General features: G+C 64.6%; 16 protein-coding genes. 11 read left to right on the top strand and 5 right to left on the bottom strand.

From position 1 onward, the window contains the following. Positions 1 to 15 precede the first annotated feature (15 nt). The 3 genes from QA643_RS01650 to QA643_RS01640 all read right to left on the bottom strand — a co-directional run bounded on the left by QA643_RS01650 (position 16) and on the right by QA643_RS01640 (position 2,482). Complete coding sequence (locus QA643_RS01650; protein WP_283031476.1) at positions 16 to 645, bottom strand: cytochrome b/b6 domain-containing protein; 630 nt, start codon at positions 643 to 645, stop codon at positions 16 to 18. 183 nt (positions 646 to 828) lie between these two features. Next, positions 829 to 1,383 carry a fasciclin domain-containing protein gene (locus tag QA643_RS01645; protein WP_283031475.1) on the bottom strand — a complete coding sequence of 185 codons (555 nt, stop codon included), beginning with the start codon at positions 1,381 to 1,383 and terminating at the stop codon, positions 829 to 831. A gap of 337 nt (positions 1,384 to 1,720) precedes the next feature. Further along, positions 1,721 to 2,482, bottom strand: a complete 762-nt coding sequence (locus tag QA643_RS01640; protein WP_283031474.1) for an SDR family oxidoreductase — start codon at positions 2,480 to 2,482, stop codon at positions 1,721 to 1,723. A gap of 90 nt (positions 2,483 to 2,572) precedes the next feature. On the opposite strand from QA643_RS01640, the gene QA643_RS01635 reads away from it, so the two are divergent. Further along, positions 2,573 to 4,099, top strand: coding sequence for a malonyl-CoA synthase (locus tag QA643_RS01635; RefSeq protein WP_283031473.1), 1,527 nt, complete (start codon positions 2,573 to 2,575; stop codon positions 4,097 to 4,099). A gap of 118 nt (positions 4,100 to 4,217) precedes the next feature. Here QA643_RS01635 and QA643_RS01630 read toward each other — a convergent pair whose 3' ends face one another. Continuing rightward, a complete protein-coding gene (locus tag QA643_RS01630) occupies positions 4,218 to 5,078 on the bottom strand; it encodes a sulfite exporter TauE/SafE family protein (RefSeq protein WP_283031472.1) in 861 nt (286 codons plus the stop codon). 627 nt (positions 5,079 to 5,705) lie between these two features. On the opposite strand from QA643_RS01630, the gene sdhC reads away from it, so the two are divergent. The 10 genes from sdhC (at position 5,706) to QA643_RS01580 (ending at position 17,712) form a co-directional block, all read left to right on the top strand. Beyond that, on the top strand, positions 5,706 to 6,104 hold the full coding sequence (gene sdhC, locus QA643_RS01625; RefSeq protein ID WP_283031471.1) for a succinate dehydrogenase, cytochrome b556 subunit: 399 nt from the start codon (positions 5,706 to 5,708) through the stop codon (positions 6,102 to 6,104). Between the two features lie 14 nt (positions 6,105 to 6,118). Continuing rightward, positions 6,119 to 6,493: a succinate dehydrogenase, hydrophobic membrane anchor protein gene (gene sdhD / locus QA643_RS01620; protein ID WP_283035082.1), complete on the top strand. Its 375-nt coding sequence runs from the start codon at positions 6,119 to 6,121 to the stop codon at positions 6,491 to 6,493. Positions 6,494 to 6,496: 3 nt separating this feature from the next. Then, on the top strand, positions 6,497 to 8,329 hold the full coding sequence (gene sdhA / locus QA643_RS01615) for a succinate dehydrogenase flavoprotein subunit (protein ID WP_283031470.1): 1,833 nt from the start codon (positions 6,497 to 6,499) through the stop codon (positions 8,327 to 8,329). Positions 8,330 to 8,352: 23 nt separating this feature from the next. Then, positions 8,353 to 9,138 carry a succinate dehydrogenase iron-sulfur subunit gene (locus tag QA643_RS01610; protein WP_283031469.1) on the top strand — a complete coding sequence of 262 codons (786 nt, stop codon included), beginning with the start codon at positions 8,353 to 8,355 and terminating at the stop codon, positions 9,136 to 9,138. Positions 9,139 to 9,338: 200 nt separating this feature from the next. After that, the gene (locus tag QA643_RS01605; RefSeq protein ID WP_283031468.1) at positions 9,339 to 11,480 is read left to right on the top strand and encodes a hybrid sensor histidine kinase/response regulator; all 2,142 of its coding nucleotides are present in this window, start codon (positions 9,339 to 9,341) and stop codon (positions 11,478 to 11,480) included. A gap of 227 nt (positions 11,481 to 11,707) precedes the next feature. Then, complete coding sequence (locus QA643_RS01600; protein WP_283031467.1) at positions 11,708 to 13,726, top strand: ABC transporter ATP-binding protein/permease; 2,019 nt, start codon at positions 11,708 to 11,710, stop codon at positions 13,724 to 13,726. A 211-nt stretch (positions 13,727 to 13,937) separates the two neighbouring features. After that, entirely contained in the window at positions 13,938 to 14,765 is an 828-nt protein-coding gene (locus tag QA643_RS01595; RefSeq protein WP_283031466.1) for an FkbM family methyltransferase, read from the top strand. Positions 14,766 to 14,806: 41 nt separating this feature from the next. Beyond that, positions 14,807 to 15,193, top strand: a complete 387-nt coding sequence (locus QA643_RS01590) for a VOC family protein (RefSeq protein ID WP_283031465.1) — start codon at positions 14,807 to 14,809, stop codon at positions 15,191 to 15,193. Between the two features lie 82 nt (positions 15,194 to 15,275). After that, complete coding sequence (locus QA643_RS01585; RefSeq protein ID WP_283031464.1) at positions 15,276 to 15,506, top strand: hypothetical protein; 231 nt, start codon at positions 15,276 to 15,278, stop codon at positions 15,504 to 15,506. Positions 15,507 to 16,776: 1,270 nt separating this feature from the next. Then, complete coding sequence (locus QA643_RS01580) at positions 16,777 to 17,712, top strand: OmpA family protein (protein WP_283031463.1); 936 nt, start codon at positions 16,777 to 16,779, stop codon at positions 17,710 to 17,712. Positions 17,713 to 17,922: 210 nt separating this feature from the next. Here the strand turns inward: QA643_RS01580 and argG are convergent, their stop codons facing one another. Beyond that, positions 17,923 to 19,260, bottom strand: coding sequence for an argininosuccinate synthase (gene argG / locus QA643_RS01575; protein WP_283031462.1), 1,338 nt, complete (start codon positions 19,258 to 19,260; stop codon positions 17,923 to 17,925). Between the last annotated feature and the right edge of the window lie 91 nt (positions 19,261 to 19,351).

The following is a 19,351-nucleotide window of genomic DNA, read 5'->3' as shown; positions in this document are numbered from 1 at the left end:
TCATACTCCCTTGAATTAGCGTCCGATGATCATCGCGCGCAGGCTCTTCGGCACCAGAAGGGCGAGCGCGACGTGGACCACCATGAAGGCGACGATACCCGCCATGCAGAAGAAATGGACATAACGGGCGGCATCGTAGCCGCCGAACAACGCGGTCAGATATTGCAGCTGCACCGGCTTCCAGATCGCCAGACCCGACAGCACGATGAGGATGCCGATGACGATGATTCCGGCATAGAGCAGCTTCTGCACCTGGTTATATTTGGTGAGATCCGCATGCGACAGCTTGCCGGTCAGCGCCGCCTTGGTGTCCGAGATCACACCCTCCGGCGTGATCGGCAGCAGCTTCCTGCGAAAGCGGCCAGTGATAAAGCCCAGCACGAGATAGATCAGGCCGTTGACCATCAACAGCCACATCGCGGCGAAATGCCAGAGCAGCGCGCCGGCGAGCCAGCCGCCCAGAGTGATGCTCGGGGAAAAGCTGAAATTGAATAGCGGGGAGGCGTTATAGATCTGCCACCCCGACATGATCATCAGGACCATCGCGAAGGCATTGGCCCAGTGCAGCGCCCGCACCCAGGCCGGCTGAATGACCTTGGCCTTGGTTGAGGTCGCTTGCTCGCCTGAGACTGTGACGGCCGACATGGCTCTTCCCCGCTTCTAATTCGCTCTTGGTTATACGCCGGGAACCGGCATTCCGTTACTGCCGTCAGGCTATCAAATCGATGCCCGGCATGTATCGGATTTCACAAAAAAGCGAGCCGGGTTGTTGCCCCGGCTCGCCAATCCACACGCCCTGTTGGGACCAGATCAGAGGCGCGCGGGAACTCAGGACGCCGGCATCAGCACGGTGTCGACCACATGGATCACGCCGTTCGACTGATTGACGTTCGAGATTGTGACCATCGAGGTTCCACCCTTGGCGTCGACGATCCAGACCTTGCCGTCCTGATGCTTGACCGAAAGCTGCTCGCCCTCGGCGGTCTTGAGCTTCATGCCGTCCTTCAGGTCGGCCGCCGCGAGCTTGCCGGGCACGACATGGTAGGTGAGGATCTTGGTCAGGGTCGCCTTGTTCTCAGGCTTGACCAGCGTGTCGACCGTGCCGGCCGGCAGCTTGCCGAAGGCGGTGTTGGTCGGCGCGAACACCGTGAACGGACCCTTGCCTTCCAGCGTCTCGACCAGGCCGGCAGCCTTGACGGCGGCAACCAGCGTGGTGTGGTCCTTGGAGTTGACGGCGTTCTGGATGATGTTCTTGGAAGGGAACATCGCGGCGCCGCCGACCATCACGGTCTTCTCTTCCGCGCTTGCGGGCGCGGTGATGGTGGCGGTGAAAGCCAGTGCGCTGAACATTGCGGCCGACAGAAGTGCAATACGTTTGGACATGGAATCTTCTCCCGAGGATTGCGATTGTACCGGCGGGTGATCCGCCGGGATGAAAACAACGGCGCTGGTCGGTAGACCCTGATGTTTGCGTCGTCGTTGGCCCGAGCTACGGGAGGTTTTCGGGCCGGTTTCGGGGAATAATTTATCGTGATGGTTGAAACTTTCGCGGGGGCGGATCGTGGCACGACGCAGCCCTCCACCCGTCGCCCCTGCGAACGCAGGGGCCCATACCACGTGATTTATCGATAGGGCAGAGTAGCTAATACCTTTCGCAAAAACTGACGCCGGTGGCTATGGGTCCCCGCGTTCGCGGGGACGACCGTGGAGAGAGTTCGTCCTAATCCCTGTTCGCCGGCGTCTGGATGAAGCCGCGATTATGCGTCGGGCTAATCAGGATTTCGTTCACGCATACGCGCGGCGGCAGGCTGGCAACGAAGGCGATGGTACGGCCGCAATCTTCCGGCTGCAGCATCTTTGCCTGCTCTTCCTCAGACGGCACCACCGGGCGCAGCTTCAGGATCGGCGTTGCGACCTCGCCCGGCGACAGGCAGCAGGCGCGCAGGCCGTTGACGCATTCGTCCATGTTGAAGGAATGGGTCAGCGCCAGCACCGCGTGCTTGGTCGTTGTGTAGGCCGGGCCCGGCATCTTCGAGACGTGGCGGCCGGCCCAGGACGCGACATTGATGATGCAGCCGTCCTGCTGCTTGCGCATCGCCGGCAGCACCGCGCGCATGCAGTAGAGCACGCCGTTGAGGTTGATATCGACGACTTTGTCCCAACCCTCCAGTTCCATTTCGGCCCAGCTTCTGTTCGGCACGTTGATGCCGGCGCTGTTGACCAGAAGGTCGATCCGGCCGTGCTTGGCCAGAATCTGCTCGGCCGCCTTGTTGACGTCTTCCTTGTTGCTGACGTCGAGCGCGATGGCCTCGGCCTTGCCGCCCTTTTTGGTGATTTCAGCCACGACCTGGTCGAGGGCGTCCTTGCGCCGCCCCGAAACCACCACGGTCCAGCCGTCCGCCGCCAGAAATTCCGCCCCTGACGCGCCAATGCCGCTGCCGCCGCCGGTCACCCAGGCCACGCGTTTCCCGCTATTTGTCATGCAAACTGTCTCCGTTGCTTTTTGAAGGGCGTTCTTGCTATTCCAGCCGGCGAAATTCTGCTCGCCAGCGCCCCCTTAAGGGAATGTTGCATGAACACGACCGCCAACGCCAACCTGTTTTCCCGCCTGTTCGATACGCTCGATGATCCGAACCGGCTCGCGATCGAAATGCTCGACGGCACGCGCATCAGCTATGGCGACCTGATCGCCCGCGCCGGCCGGATGGCGAATGTGCTGGTGTCGCGCGGCGTCAAGCGAGGGGACCGCGTCGCGGCGCAAACCGAGAAATCGGTGCCGGCGCTCGTGCTGTATCTCGCGACGGTGCGCGCCGGCGGCGTCTACCTGCCGCTCAACACCGCCTATACGCTCAACGAGCTCGACTACTTCATCTCCGATGCCGAGCCGGCGCTTGTCGTCTGCGACCCCTCGAAGGCGGAAGGCATCGGTGCGATCGCCGCCAAGGTGAAGGCCAAGGTGGAAACGCTCGGTGCTGACGGCAAGGGATCGCTGACCGAGGCCGCCGCCCAGGCAGATAGCGCTTTCGCGACCGTCGCCCGCGCCAATGATGACCTCGCCGCCATCCTCTACACCTCGGGCACCACCGGCCGTTCCAAGGGCGCGATGCTGACGCACGACAATCTCGCGTCGAACTCCTACAGCCTGGTCGACTACTGGCGCTTCACCGACAAGGACGTGCTGATCCACGCGCTGCCGATCTATCACACCCACGGCCTGTTCGTGGCCAGCAACGTCACACTGTTCGCCCGCGCCTCGATGATCTTCCTGCCAAAGTTCGACCCTGAGCTGATCATCAAACTGATGGCGCGTGCGACCGTGTTGATGGGCGTGCCGACCTTCTACACACGGCTGCTGCAGAGCCCGGCGCTGTCGAAGGAATCGACCAGCCATATGCGGCTGTTCATTTCGGGCTCGGCGCCGCTGCTCGCCGATACCCACCGCGAATGGTCGGCGCGCACCGGCCATGCCGTGCTGGAGCGCTACGGCATGACCGAAACCAACATGAACACCTCCAATCCCTATGACGGCGAGCGCGTCCCCGGCGCCGTCGGCCATCCCCTGCCCGGCGTCTCCGTGCGCGTCACCGATCCCGAAACCGGTAAGGAGATGGCGCGCGACGAGATCGGTATGATCGAGGTGAAGGGGCCCAACGTGTTCAAGGGCTATTGGCGGATGCCAGAAAAGACAAAGGCCGAATTCCGCGACGACGGCTTCTTCATCACCGGCGACCTCGGCAAGATCGACGCCAAGGGCTATGTCCACATTCTTGGCCGCGGCAAGGATCTTGTCATCTCCGGCGGCTTCAACGTCTACCCCAAGGAAATCGAGAGCGAGATCGACGCCATGCCTGGTGTGATCGAGTCCGCCGTGATCGGCGTGCCGCACGCCGATTTCGGCGAGGGCGTCACCGCAGTGCTCGTGTGCAACAAGGGCGCCGAGGTCACCGAAGCGGGCGTACTGAAGGCGCTCGATGGCCGCTTGGCAAAATTCAAGATGCCGAAGCGCGTGTTCGTCGTCGACGAACTGCCGCGCAACGCCATGGGCAAGGTGCAGAAGAATATATTGCGGGATACGTATAAGGACATCTATTCGAAGTAGCGCATTGCCGCCGCCGTCATTGCGAGGAGCGAAGCGACGAAGCAATCCATGCCTCTGCAAGCGGCGAGATGGATTGCTTCGCTTCGCTCGCAATGACAAGAGCGAGGTTGCGACTCGGCTACGCGCCTGACACCAGGCTGATCACAAACCTGCCGCCGACGATGAAAAGATACGCCCCGAACGCCATCTCCAGTGCGCGCTTCGACAGCGCGTGCGCGACCTTCACCCCGAGCGGCGCCGTGACCAGCGTGGTCGGCATCACCAACAACGCGCCGATCAGCGAGACATAGCCGAGCGAGAACGGAAGCTGCAGCGCGGCGACATCGGGAAAGCGCGCCGCGGCGGGCCAGCCGGCGTAGACATAGCCGATTGCGCCGGGAATCGAGATCAACACCGCCAGCGCCGAAGAGGTGGCGACGGCCTGATGGATCGGCCGACCATAGAACGTCATCAACAAGTTCGCGAACAGGCCACCGCCGATGCCCATCAGGGTCGATAGCAGTCCAACGAAGAAGCCGTAGACGCGCATCAGAAAACCCTTCGGCAGATCGTCGCCGAACTTCCAGGCTTCCCGCGCCAGCAACAGCCGCGCCGCGGCCGACCAGGCCACCATCACGAACACGATCTTAAACAGCCGTTCCGGCGCGTGGCGCGCGGTGACGCTGCCGGCGAGAACGCCAAACAGAATGGGGAGCCACCAGAGCCTGAGAATTCCCATGTCGACGGCGCCCCTCTTGTAATGGGCGCGAAACGACGACAGCGAGGTCGGAATGATGATCGCAAGCGAGGTGCCGATGCAGAGTGGCATCCGCACTTCCAGCGGCACGCCGACGAGGCGGAAGCATTCGTAGAACACCGGCACCAGGATGGCGCCGCCGCCAATGCCGAACAGACCGGCCAGAAAGCCCGACAGCGCTCCGACCGCGATCAGCAGCAACGCGAGTTCGATGACTTCCCTGAGATCGAGGCCGGCGATCATGTCTTGCTTCCGCATGCAGAGTGCGGCGCGCATCCGCGAGGCCGCTGGCAGGCCGCCATGGCGACCGCGGGAGACTTAGCCGCTTCGGATGCGTGAGTATCCACTTTTCTTGCTGACACCCCTCGCCGACGGTAGCGAAGCGGGCCGCAGAATCCGCATATCCGGTCGGCTCTGGATGAATGGCCCTGATGCGTTCAGGGCAGCCGCGAAGGAAGGCGCCCGCATCATGAACCTGTAGTCATTACAGGCCGAGCGCGGATCAGGCCGCGGACTTGGTGGGCTTTGGTCCGTCGGACACGAGCCCGCCCCACGCGACCGCATCTGATGTTTCTGCCGTGGTGATCTGCGATGATTATCCAGTTGAGCGGTGAAACGGAACCCGCCCATTCAGCCGCGGCGGACGTCAATCATGAACTGTAATTTGAGTTCAATTCTTCGACCGTGACAACCTGTCCTGGTATACCAAGCCGCTGAATCGATCTCATTTCATAGGCCCGTAGCAGTGAACGATGGTTCGATTCAAAGCCATTTGGACGTTGCACGGACTGTTTCGACTCCGTAAATAGAATTCGTCTACCGCGTTGCCCACCGGGCCGGCCGCGGTCCCACACAACATGAAGCTGCCGAATGACCGCCAGGATCGAACGACCGCTATCGCCCCATTTGCAGACCTACCGCGTAACCCTGACGATGGCGCTTTCCATTATCCATCGCGCCACGGGAATTGCGCTCTATTTCGGCACATTGCTGCTGGCCTGGTGGCTGATCGCCGCCGCTTCCGGCCCCGGGGCTTACGCCAACGTCCAGGCCTTCACCGGGAGCATCATCGGCAAGCTGATCCTGTTCGGCTACACGTGGTCGCTGGTGCACCATCTGTGCAGCGGTATCCGCTACTTCTTCTGGGACCTCGGCTACGGCTTCAAGGCCAATGAGCGCGAGGCCCTGACCTGGGGCGCGCTGGTCGCGGGCATTTCGCTGACCGTCCTGATCTGGATCATTGCCTACACGGTGGGAGCCGGACGATGAGCCGCCCGTCCTCGATGCGCACGCCGCTCGGCCGTGTCCGCAACCTCGGTTCCTCGCATTCCGGCACCAGCGATTTCTGGCGCCAGCGCCTCACGGCGGTGGCGATGACGCTCTTGATCGTGCCGGTGATCGTGATCGTGCTGATGCTGATCGGCCGCAACCATGCCGGCGCCGCACAAATCCTCGGCTCGATCCCGATCGCGATCATCCTGGTGCTCTTCATCATTGCCAGCGCCTGGCACATGAAGATCGGCATGCAGATCGTGATCGAGGACTATGTGCACAGCGAGACGCTGAAGCTCGTCAGCGTCATGGCCAATAATTTCTTCTGTATCGCGGTGGCGCTGTCATCGATCTACGCGATCCTCAAATTGTCATCGGGAGTATAGCCCATGGCCGGCGAAGGTAACGGCAAGGCCACTGGGCCGGGCGCCAACGGAAAAGCCTATCCGATCGAAGACCACACCTACGACGTCGTGGTCGTCGGCGCCGGCGGTGCCGGCCTGCGCGCCGTGGTCGGCTGCTCCGAGGCCGGGCTGCGCACCGCCTGCATCACCAAAGTGTTTCCGACCCGCTCGCACACGGTGGCGGCGCAGGGCGGCATTTCGGCCTCGCTCGGCAACATGCATCCGGACGACTGGCGCTGGCACATGTACGACACCGTCAAGGGGTCGGATTGGCTCGGCGACCAGGACGCGATCGAATACATGGTGCGCAACGCGCCGGAAGCCGTTTACGAACTCGAGCATTGGGGCGTGCCGTTTTCGCGCACCGAGGACGGCAAGATCTATCAGCGTCCGTTTGGCGGCATGACCATGGACTACGGCAAAGGCCAGGCGCAGCGCACCTGCGCCGCCGCCGACCGCACCGGCCATGCCATGCTGCACACGATGTACGGCCAGGCGCTGCGCCACGCGGCCGAATTCTACATCGAATTCTTCGCCATCGACCTGATCATGGACGACCAAGGCGCCTGCCGTGGCGTGGTCGCGCTCAAGCTCGACGACGGCACGCTGCACCGCTTCCGCGCCCAGACCACGATCCTCGCCACCGGCGGCTACGGCCGCGCCTACGCCTCCTGCACCTCGGCGCATACCTGCACCGGCGACGGCGGCGGCATGGTGCTGCGTGCCGGCCTGCCGCTGCAGGACATGGAGTTCGTTCAGTTCCACCCGACCGGGATTTATGGCGCCGGCTGCCTCGTCACCGAGGGCGCGCGCGGCGAAGGCGGTTATCTCGTCAATTCCGAGGGCGAGCGCTTCATGGAGCGCTATGCGCCCTCCGCCAAGGACCTTGCCTCCCGCGACGTGGTTTCGCGCTCGATGACCATCGAGATTCGCGAAGGCCGCGGCGTCGGCAAGAAGAAGGACCACATTTTCCTTCATCTCGATCATCTCGATCCGAAGGTGCTGAACGAACGGCTGCCCGGCATTTCCGAATCGGCGAAGATCTTCGCCAATGTCGACGTGACCCGCGAGCCGATCCCGATCGTGCCGACCGTGCACTACAACATGGGCGGTATTCCCACCAATTATCACGCCGAGGTGCTGACCAAGAAGGACGGGGACGACAACGCCGTGGTGCCCGGCCTGATGGCGATCGGCGAAGCCGCCTGCGTGTCCGTGCACGGCGCCAACCGGCTCGGCTCCAACTCGCTGATCGACCTCGTCGTGTTCGGCCGCGCCGCCGCGCTGCGGCTTGCCGAAAAGCTGACGCCGAATGGCAAGCAGGCCGAATTGCCGAAGGATTCCGCCGAGACGGCGCTCGGCCGGCTCGACCATTTCCGCTACGCCTCCGGCGGCACACCGACGGCAAAACTGCGCGAAGGCATGCAGCACGTGATGCAGAACAATTGTGCGGTGTTCCGTACCGGCGAGATTCTGCAGGAAGGCCAGAACCTGATTCACAAGGTCCATGGCGGCATCGGCGACGTTGCGACCACCGACCGCTCGCTGGTCTGGAATTCCGACCTGGTTGAAACGCTCGAATTCGACAATCTGATCGCGCAGGCGGTCGTCACGATGGATTCGGCGGCGAACCGCACCGAAAGCCGCGGCGCCCATGCGCGCGAGGATTTTTCCGAGCGCGACGACAAAAACTGGATGAAGCATACGCTGGCGTGGATCGACGATCGCGGCAACACCACGATCGACTACCGCCCGGTGCACAATTACACGATGACGAACGACGTTCAGTACATCCCGCCGAAGGCGCGGGTGTACTGAGGACGACAGCGAAGGCTTGCAGCATGGCTGAATTTACGCTTCCGAAGAACTCGAAGATCACTGGCGGCAAGGCCTGGCCGAAGCCGGCCGGCGCGACCGAGACGCGCGAGTTCCGGGTCTATCGCTGGAATCCCGACGACGGCAAGAACCCGAGCATCGACACCTACCATGTCGACATCAACGATTGCGGGCCGATGGTGCTGGACGGCCTGATCTGGATCAAGAACCACATCGACCCGACGCTGACCTTCCGCCGCTCCTGTCGCGAAGGCGTCTGCGGCTCCTGCGCCATGAACATCGACGGCCAAAACACGCTGGCCTGCACCAAGTCGATGCATGACGTCGCCGCCGGCGGCGCAGTCAAGGTCAACCCGCTGCCGCACCAGCCTGTCGTCAAGGACCTGGTTCCCGACCTCACCAACTTCTACGCCCAGTACGCCTCGATCGAGCCGTGGCTGAAGACGACCACGCCGACGCCGCAGAAGGAATGGAAGCAGAGCCACGAGGATCGCGAGAAACTCGACGGCCTCTACGAGTGCATCCTGTGCGCCTGCTGCTCGACCTCATGTCCGAGCTATTGGTGGAACAGCGACCGCTTCCTCGGCCCGGCGGCGCTGCTGCAGGCGAACCGCTGGGTTACCGATTCCCGCGATGAGGCCACCGGCGAACGGCTCGATAACCTCGAAGACCCGTTCCGCCTCTACCGCTGCCACACCATCATGAACTGCGCCAAGGCCTGTCCGAAGGGCCTCAACCCATCGGAAGCCATCGCCGAGCTCAAGCTCAAGATGGTCGAGCGGCAGATCTAGGTCGTAGCGTCCTCGCCTGTAGCCGAGCGAGCCGGTCGCGCGAATGCGCGCCGGGCGACAGGCTTTGCAACATTCGAGTGCAATTTGAAGCAAATCAGAACGCGCCGAGGCCGGGCGCGGCAAGCGATCGTGGTTCCATCGACGGGACTTGGTTGCCAGCCGGAGATTGCGTTAAGCTTGGCGCATGATCCGGAGCGAGCGTGCACCCCGCCCAACGTAATTCGTTGAGACTACTGCAATGGATGATGGCCGCCTCACTGGCCCTTCCGTTGGCGCTGTTCGTATTTGCATCCGCTGTCTCCTGGACCTCCATCAGCGAAACCGCCGACCGCGAGATCGAGCGCACGCTCGACGTCGCGCATGAGCATGCGCTGAAAGTCTTCGAGACGATCGATCGCAGCCTGTCGGAGATCGGCGAGATCATCCGCGACATCCCCGATGCCGAGATCGTCGCTCGCGAACAGGCGCTGCATCTGCGGCTGAAGCAACTGGTCGCTTCGCTGCCGCAGGTGAAGTCGGCCTGGGTGTTCGACGCCAAGGGTCATGCGCTGGTGAACAGCCTCGTCGTCCCGGCCCCCGACATCGATTTTTCCGACCGCGATTATTTCAAGGCTCATGCCGCCAGCGATATCGGAACCTATATCGGCAAAGTGCTGAAGCCGCGCCCGCCCTACCAGGGCGCCCCGTTCTTCGGCGTCAGCCGGCGGCGGCCGAGCGAGGACCATGGCTTCACGGGCGTGATCCAGACCTCCGTGCTGCCGGAATATTTTGAAAATTACTATGCCCGGATCGGCCGCGAGCCTGGCGCCTTCTTCGCGGTCGGCCGCGCCGACGGCACCGTGCTGGCCCGTTTCCCGGCCGCTGGCCGCGACGTCCGCCTCGATCGCACCGGCGCGATCGGCACACAGATCGCGGCCAACCCCAAGGCCGGCCTGATCACGGCCACCTCGCCAGTCGACGGCGTGGAGCGGCGTCTCGGATATCAGCGCCTCGCCGAATATCCGATCTACGTCAGCGCCGGCCTCGAGACCTCGGCGATCCGCGCGCGCTGGCTAGCCACCATGAGCCAGCACTTGATCTTCGGCGCGCCGGCCACCGCGTTGCTGTTTGCCCTGCTCGGGCTCGCCTTGCGCCGCACCCGCCATCTGCATTTCGAGGCCGAGAAGCGGCAGGCGGCCGAGGAAGCGCTCAAGCACGGCCAGCGCCTGGAAGCACTCGGCCAACTCACCGGCGGCGTCGCGCATGATTTCAACAATCTGCTCACGGTGATCCGCGCCTCCGTCGACCTGTTGCGGCGGCCCGACCTGCCGGAACCGCGGCGGCTGCGCTACATCGACGCGATCTCGGATACGGTGACCCGCGCCGCCAAGCTGACCGGGCAGCTCCTGGCCTTTGCACGGCGGCAGACGCTGAAGCCGGAGATCTTCGACGTCGGCCGCAGCGTGCAGACGCTGAGCGAAATGATCTCAACGCTGATCGGCTCGCGCATCGAGATCGTCATCCTCGGGCCGGAAGAGCCATGCTTCGTCAACGCCGATGCCGGCCAGTTCGAGACCGCCATCATCAACATGGCCGTCAACGCACGCGACGCCATGGAGGGCCGCGGACGGCTGACGATCGCGGTGGGAATGGCGGCCAGCCTGCCCAATGCCGCGCCTTTGCCGCAACATCCCTATGGCTATGTTGCCGTGTCGGTCGCCGATACCGGCAGCGGTATCCCGCCGGATCAGTTCGAGCGCATCTTCGAGCCGTTTTTCACCACCAAGCAGGCCGGCCATGGCACCGGCCTCGGCCTGTCGCAAGTCTTCGGCTTCGCCAAGCAGTCGGGCGGCGAAGTGACCGTCAACAGCGAAGTCGGCAAAGGCAGCATTTTCACGCTGTACCTGCCGCGCACCGCCGGCAGCGGCAAGTCGCGGCAGACACCGGCCACCGATGTCGAAGGGACCGACGGCCGCGGCATGTCGGTGCTGGTCGTCGAGGACAATGCCGAGGTCGGGCGATTCACCACCGATGCGCTGGCCGAACTCGGCTACGCTACCTGCCTCGTCGGGAGTGCCACGCACGCGCTCGAAGAGCTGGCGATCGGCGCCGACCGCTTCGACGCCGTCTTCACCGACGTCGTGATGCCCGGCATGAGCGGCCTTGAGCTCGCCCAGGAAATTCGCCGCAACCATCCTGAGCTGCCGGTCGTGCTGACCAGCGGCTACAGCCACGTGCTGTCGGAGCACGGCGCTTACGGCTTCGAACTGCTGCAAAAGCCCTATTCGATCGAGCAGCTTTCCCGCGTGCTGCAGGACGCGCGCCGGCGCAAGTTCGAGCCGGCGGCTTCGGAAGCGCGCTGACGCGGGATGGCCGATGCGCGGTGAGACCGCGGCGCTCCCCGTGCTGCCCCGGCCTAACGCTGATGAGATCAGATCCGGCCTGATGCATCTTTGACGGCCCCAAAGAAAAATATCGAAAACAACCCCATGCACAGTAGCCGGCAACGGCCGGCGCGCAGCCAAGGCGATCGATTGATCTAAGCCGGGAACCGGCGGGAACCTTCTGATTTGGCTGCCGTTGTGCCGCCATGGGCAAAGCAGCCAAACCGTCCGCGAAGAAATCCGCTGCGAACACGGCAGCCAAGGCAAAGGAGACGCCGGAGTCCGGGGCGCCGGATCCCGAAGAAAAAGCCGAACTCGCGGAGGTCGTCGCCGAGACCGGAGATCAGGTCGAACCGCCGCCGCCGGAGGTCATCGAGCCTGATCCGCAGATGTCGCCCGAAGAGGCCGAGCAGGCCCGCAAGGATTATCTGCTGACGCGTTTCTGGATTTCTGCACGCGGCTATTGGGGCAGGACGGGCGACCGGCTGGCCTGGCTGTTCACGATTGGACTGCTGCTGCTGATCGTCGGCCATGTCGGCTTTCAATACGGCATCAATGTCTGGAATCGCGCGATCTTCGATGCCATCGAAAGGCGCGATGCCGGGACTGTCTATTATCTCACCGCCGTATTCTTTCCGCTGGCGATCGGCAGCGTGCTGCTCGGTGTGGCGCAAGTGTTCGCCCGCATGGCCATCCAGCGCCGCTGGCGCGCCTGGCTCACCAGTGCCGTGATCTCGCGCTGGCTGGCGAACGGCCGCTACTATCAGCTCAACCTCGTCGGCGGCGATCACCAGAACCCGGAATACCGGATCGCCGAGGACCTGCGGATTGCGACCGATTCGCCGGTGGATTTTGTCGCCGGCGTCACCTCGGCGTTCCTGTCGGCCGCCACCTTCATCGTCGTGCTCTGGACCATCGGCGGCGCGCTGACGCTGACACTGGGCGGCTCCACGATCACCATCCCGGGCTTCCTCGTGATCGCCGCGATCCTCTACGCCGCGATCGCCTCAGGCTCGATCGTGACGATCGGGCGCAGCTTCGTGCAGGTGTCGGAAGACAAGAACCAGGCCGAGGCCGAATACCGCTACACGCTGACGCGCCTGCGCGAGAACGGCGAGAGCATCGCGCTGCTCGGCGGCGAAGAGGAAGAGCGCGACGGCATCGACAAGACCTTTTCGAAAGTGCTGCGGCAATGGGCGCGTCTCGCCGGCCAGCACATGCGCACGACGCTGGTGTCGCAGGGATCAGGGCTGATCGCGCCAGTCGTTCCGCTGCTATTGTGCGCGCCGAAATTTCTCGATGGCAGCATGACGCTCGGCCAGGTGATGCAGGCGGCATCCGCCTTCACCATCGTGCAGACCGCGTTCGGCTGGCTGGTCGACAATTATCCGCGGCTGGCGGACTGGAATGCCTGCGCCCGCCGCATCGCCTCCTTGATGATGTCGCTCGATGGCCTCGAGCGCGCCGAACAGGGCGACGGCATCGGCCGCATCCAGCGCGGCGAGACCGAGGGCGGCGCGATACTGAGCCTCAACGATCTCTCGGTGACGCTCGACGACGGCACTGCCGTCGTCGGCGAGACCGAAGTCGTAATCGAACCCGGCGAGCGGCTGCTGGTGGCCGGTGAATCCGGCACCGGCAAAAGCACGCTGGTGCGGGCGCTGGCCGGGCTCTGGCCCTGGGGCGGCGGCAGCGTCAACTTCCACGCCGACCGCCGGCTCTTCATGCTGCCGCAAAAATCTTACGTGCCGTCAGGCACGTTGCGGCGCGCGGTCGCCTATCCCGGCGCGGCCGATGACTGGCTGACCGAGCAGATCTGCGAAGCGCTGCGCAAGGTCGGCCTCGACCATCTCAAGGAGAAGCTCGAGGAAGAGGCGCCGTGGGACCAGACGCTGTCGGGCGGTGAGAAGCAGCGGCTCGCCTTTGCGCGCCTGTTGCTGCACAACCCCGACATCGTCGTGCTGGATGAAGCGACCTCGGCGCTCGACGCCAAGAGCCAGGACAAGATGATGGAGATGGTGATCAAGGAATTGCCGAAGGCCACCATCGTCAGCGTCGCCCACCGCGCCGAGCTGGAGGCGTTCCACAGCCGCAAGATCGTGCTGGAACGGCGCAAGGGCGGCGCCAAGCTGGTCAGCGACGTCAACCTGATCCCGCGCAAGGACAGGCAGCGCCTGCTGGGCCGTTTCCTGCGGCCGCGGAAGGCGGCGAAGAAGGCGGCATAGTATTCGATCGTACTCCCCCTGTCATCGTCCGCGAAGGCGCGAAGGCCGACGATCCAGTATTCCAGAGACGACAGCGATTCATCGAGACGCTGCGGCGTACTGGATGCCCCGCCTTCGCGGGGCATGACAACCGAAACGAAGCCTCACAGCCTCGTTGGAGTCGCGCGCAAAACCGGCTATGCATGCGCCGCTTCTATCCGAGGACCTCTGTTTGACGCCCGACAATGATCCCGCCCCCGCCCCGTTCGGCGCCTTCGCCCCCAATGCCGCACAGGCCGCCATCATTTCGCTGGCCCACCGCACGCGGCTGAAGCGCGGGGCGTTTCGGCCGATGCTGTCGCGGCTGGTGAACCTGTTGCGCAGTGGCCCGGTCGACGTGCAATATCAAGGTGGCTCGTTCCGCTTCTACCACCAGGCTAGCGCCACCGAACGCGGCGCGCTGTTCAACCCTGCCTACAATATCGAGGAGCTGGATTTCTTGCGCGCGCATCTTCCCGCAGGCGGCGTGTTCGTCGATGTCGGCGCCAATGTCGGCACCTATGCGCTCAGCCTGGCGCGCGACGTCGGCGCGGGTGGCAAGGTGATCGCGATCGAGCCGCATCCGGTCACCCATGCGCGGCTCGCCTTCAACAGCGGGGCCTCCGGTTACAGCCAGGTGCGGCTGGTCGCGGCTGCTGCCGGTCCCACCGACGGCGAACTGCTGATCGAAACCGACGGCGACAATCTCGGCGCCAGCCACATCGTGTCGGGCGAAGCCTCAAGCCGGGCCATCAAGGTGCCGTCGCTGCGGCTGCAGCGCATCCTTGAAGAGGCCGGCGTCTCGCATGTCGACGCGCTCAAGATCGACGTCGAAGGTTTTGAGGATCGCGTCTTGACCGGCTTCTTCGCCGAGGCGCCGCAAAGCTTGTGGCCGCGCGCGGTGGTGATCGAGCATTTGTCCAAAGACGAATGGCAAACCGACTGCATCGCCGACATGCGTGCGCGCGGTTATGCCGAGACCGGCAAGACCCGGAGCAACACGCTTTTGACGCGAAGCTGAATTTCCCTGTCTGACGCTGCCTCACATCGCGGGAGAGTTTAATGATCGACCATATCGGATTTCCGATTTCCGACTATGAACGTTCCAAGGCTTTCTATCTGAAGGCGCTGGCGCCGCTCGACTATGTCCTGATCATGGAGGTGAAGCAGGACGGTCCCGATGAGCATCCCGCCGCCGGTTTCGGCGCCAACGGAAAGCCGGATTTCTGGATCGGCGGCGAAGGCGGTCTGGACAAACCGCTGCATGTCGCGATCGTCGCCAAGGACCGCGCCACGGTCGACGCATTCTACAAGGCCGCGATCGCGGCCGGCGGGCGCGACAACGGCGCGCCGGGCATCCGTGCGCATTATCACCCGAACTATTACGGCGCCTTCGTGCTCGATCCCGATGGGCACAACATCGAAGCCGTCTGCCATACGCCCGCCTAATCGGTTCCATTTTTGAAACGCGCGGGAACCTGCCGCGCACGTCGCGCGTTGTTGCTCCTGGAGCCGAACTTCAGGAGATGGGATGCCGATCGAACCGCCGGAGATTCCGCCGGCGACACCGGGACAGCCGACAGAGCCGCCCCCCGAGAGTCCGCCGGGCAATCCGCGTCCGGACGTTCCACCACCCTTACGTGAACCAGGCGAGCCGCCACAACCCGAGGAGCTGCCGGGCGAGATGCCGGAAGAGCTACCGATACGCGGGCCCAATGGCCCCCGCACGCCCAACCCCGCCACCGATCCGGGGGCGGGGTGAATGCCCCTCCTGAACGCGCAATGAATGCAACCCCTTGCGCTAATGAAATAAATAGCACTCGACCATTTGTAGACCGCCACAATCCGGCCTAATGATGAGCCGCTCATCGACTAACTGACATGTCAATGAGGGCCCTTCCGTTGCTGTCAGGCCTATCTTCGGGGACCAAGGATATCATGACAAACCTCCGCATCCTGCTGCTCGCCACAACCGCCTTGACGGCGACGCAGTTCGCGACTTCCGCATCGCATGCGCAGACCGCTCCGCTTGTCGTGGCGCAAGCCAAGGATGACGACCGGGCCAAGGGAGGCCAGCCGCCGCAAAAGGGCGCGCCACCACCCGCTGCCGCACCGAAGGCACCTGCGCCCGCGGCTCCCCCGCCTCCGGCTGCAGCTCCTCCACGTCCAGCCGCGCCACCGCCACCGCCTCCGGCAGCCGCCCCGCCGCCGCGTCCGGCGCCGCCACCTCCGCCTGCCGCGGCTCCGCCACGTCCAACCCCGCCACCGCCGCCGCCCACGGCCGCACCGAAGGCAGCACCCCCGCCGCCTCCGCCACCTCCGGCGGCTGCACCGAAGGCACCGGCAACGCCTCCGCCGCCGCCTGCGGCCGCGCCTTCGCGCCCGACACCGCCGCCGCCTCCCCGCCGGCAGCAGCGCCCACCGCGCCGAAGCAGCCTGCGACACCGCCTCCGCCGCCACCGCCGCCGCCTTCATCGCAGAAGGGGACGCCCTCCCCTGTGCCGCCGCCGCCTCCGCCGGCTGGCGCCAAGCAGCCGCCGGCGCCCGCGGCCACACCAACTCCGACGACCACGCCTCCGCCCGGCGGAAGCACTGCCGCGCCGCCACGTCCCGGGGCAACGCCCACCACACCGACTGCACCGGCTCCAACGACCACGCCTCCACCCGGCGGAAGCACCGCCGCACCGCCGCGGCCCGGCGCAGCGCCCACCACGCCGCCGGCAGCGGGCACGCCGACAACGCCGCCCCCGGCCGCGGCGGGTCGCCCCGGCGCGCCGCCTCCGGGCGCACCCGGCGGAACGGCTGCGCCCGCGCCGACGACCAGCCCCGCACCGGGCGCCGCCGCGCCGACTGTCGTCCCGGGCTCGGCAGCCGCAGCGCCACCGCCCGGCAGGGCGCAATTCGCTCCGCCGACGGTTGCACCCGCGTTCCGGGCCGCCCCCACGGTCACAACGCCACTACCGCCTCCGCCACAGCCACGGCGTGAAAACCTGACGCCGCTCGCGATCGGCGCGGGCGTCGTCGCAGGCGCCGTGGCCGGCGCGACCATCGCCAACATGCACAACCAGCGACGGGAGGTCACCGAGGGCGGCCGCACGGTCTACTATGAGCCGGACCGCGTCATCATCCGTGACCCGAGCGGACAGCAATACGTCCGCGGCAACGATCTCTATCGCTTCCGCTATGGTGCGCGCGACATCCAGACCCAGACCGTCGGCGGCGAAACCCGCACCGTCGTGGTCCGGCCGGATGGCAGCCAGATTGTCACCGTGGTCGGCAGTGACGGACGGCTGCTGCGCCGCATCCGCCGCGACGACCGTGGCCGTGAGATCATCATCATCGACAACAGCTACCGCGATCCGCAAGCCGTCGGCGGCTTCTATGTCGATCTGCCGCCGCCAGTGGTCAACATGCCGTACGACCGCTACATCGTCGCCGCGGACGAAGCACCCCCGGAAGTGATCTACGAAACCCTGAGGGCGCCGCCGGTGCAACGGATCAACCGGCGCTACTCGCTCGACGAAATCCGCTACAGCCCCAATGTGCGGATGCAGATGCCGAGCATCGACGTCAACTCCATCAACTTCGCGACCGGTTCGTGGGAGATCCCGCCGGACCAGGCGGCGAAGCTGCAGGTGATCGCCGACGGCCTCAACAGGGCGATCCAGGAAAATCCACGCGCCGTGTTCCTGATCGAAGGTCACACCGACAAGGTGGGCTCCGACGTCGACAATCTGTCGCTGTCGGACCGCCGCGCGGAATCCGCCGCAACGCTGCTGACGCAGCAGTTCAACGTGCCGGCGGAGAACCTGACCTCGCAAGGTTATGGCGAGCAGTATCCCAAGGAGCAGGTCGACGGGCCAAGCGCGATCAACCGGCGCGTCACCATCCGCAACATCACGCCGCTGCTCAACGGCGGACAGGCCTCGCTGCCGCCGCCCCCGGCCGGCACCGCGCCGCCACGCTGAGGCGATCTGCGACGAAATGAAAATGGCCGGGAGCGATCCCGGCCATTTTTGTTCGCTGCTACAAACGTGGTCGCCCCGGCGAAGGCCGGGGCCCATAACCACAAATGGCCGTTGGTGAGCGAAGTCGTCCACCAGCGGGTTTCAACCATGCCCGCCGCGGCGTATGGGTCCCGGCCTTCGCCGGGACGACCACTACAACAATCCGCTTAGTCAGCCCTTGTCGCTTTCGAGCTTGAAGATCTCCGAGCCTTCGCTGCCGGACAGCAAGCCCGTATCCGTATAGAGCTTCAGCTTGGCCCGGGTGTCGGCGATATCGAGGTTGCGCATGGTGAGCTGGCCGATGCGGTCGGCCGGCGTGAACGCGGCGTCCTCGACCTTCTCCATGCTGAGCCGCTCCGGCTGATAGGTCAGGTTCGGGCTCTCGGTGTTCAGGAACGAGTAGTCGTTGCCACGGCGAAGCTCGAGCGTCACCTCGCCGGTGATGGGGCGGGCTACCCAGCGCTGGGCGGTTTCTCGCAGCATCAGTGCTTGCGAGTCGAACCAGCGCCCCTGGTAGAGCAGTCGGCCAAGGCGTATGCCGCTGATCCGGTACTGCTCGATCATGTCCTCGTTGTGGATGCCGGTGACGAGGCGCTCGTAGGCGATGTGCAATAGCGCCATGCCGGGCGCCTCATAGATGCCGCGGCTCTTCGCCTCGATGATGCGGTTCTCGATCTGGTCGCTCATGCCGAGGCCGTGACGGCCGCCGATCGCATTGGCCTCGAGGAACAGCGCGACCGGATCGGCAAAGGTCTGGCCGTTCAGCGCGACCGGCTGGCCTTCCTCGAAACGCACCACGACCTGCTCGGCCTTCACAACGCAATCATCGCGCCAGAACGGCACGCCCATGATCGGGTTGACGATCTTGATGCCGCTATTGAGCTGCTCGAGATCCTTGGCCTCATGGGTAGCGCCGAGGATGTTGCTATCGGTCGAGTACGCCTTTTCGGCACTCATCTTGTAGGCAAATCCATTGGCGGTCATGAACGCAGACATTTCCGCGCGGCCGCCGAGCTCATCGATGAAGAGTTGGTCGAGCCAGGGCTTGTAGATGCGCAGGCTCGGATTGGTCAAAAGGCCGTAGCGGTAGAAGCGCTCGATGTCGTTGCCCTTGTAAGTCGAGCCGTCGCCCCAGATGTTGACGCCGTCCTCCTTCATCGCCGCAACCAGCATGGTGCCGGTCACCGCGCGGCCGAGCGGCGTCGTGTTGAAATAGGCGATGCCGCCGGTCGAGACATGGAAGGCGCCGGACTGGATGGCAGCAATGCCTTCGTGAACCAGTTGCGTGCGGCAATCCACCAGGCGCGCCTTCTCGGCGCCGAACTCCATCGCCTTGCGCGGAATCTCGTCGTAGTCCGCCTCGTCGGGCTGGCCGAGATTGGCGGTATAGGCAAAGACTTTTGCACCCTTCTGCTTCATCCAGAGCAGCGCCGCGCTGGTGTCGAGGCCGCCCGAGAAAGCGATGCCGACTTTTTCCCCCTTGGGCAGGCTTTTCAGAATCGTACTCATCAAGTTTCCAATCGGTCGAAAATGGCGGATGCGGTTATAGCGTTTTCAAGCGAAGCGGATACCGGTTCGCGTGAAGAAAACGCGTCAAAAC

The sequence above is a fragment of the Bradyrhizobium sp. CB3481 genome, assembly GCF_029714305.1.
Lineage (GTDB): Bacteria > Pseudomonadota > Alphaproteobacteria > Rhizobiales > Xanthobacteraceae > Bradyrhizobium.
Note: the sequence above shows the minus strand (reverse complement) of the source record. Positions and strands in the feature narration are given on the sequence as shown.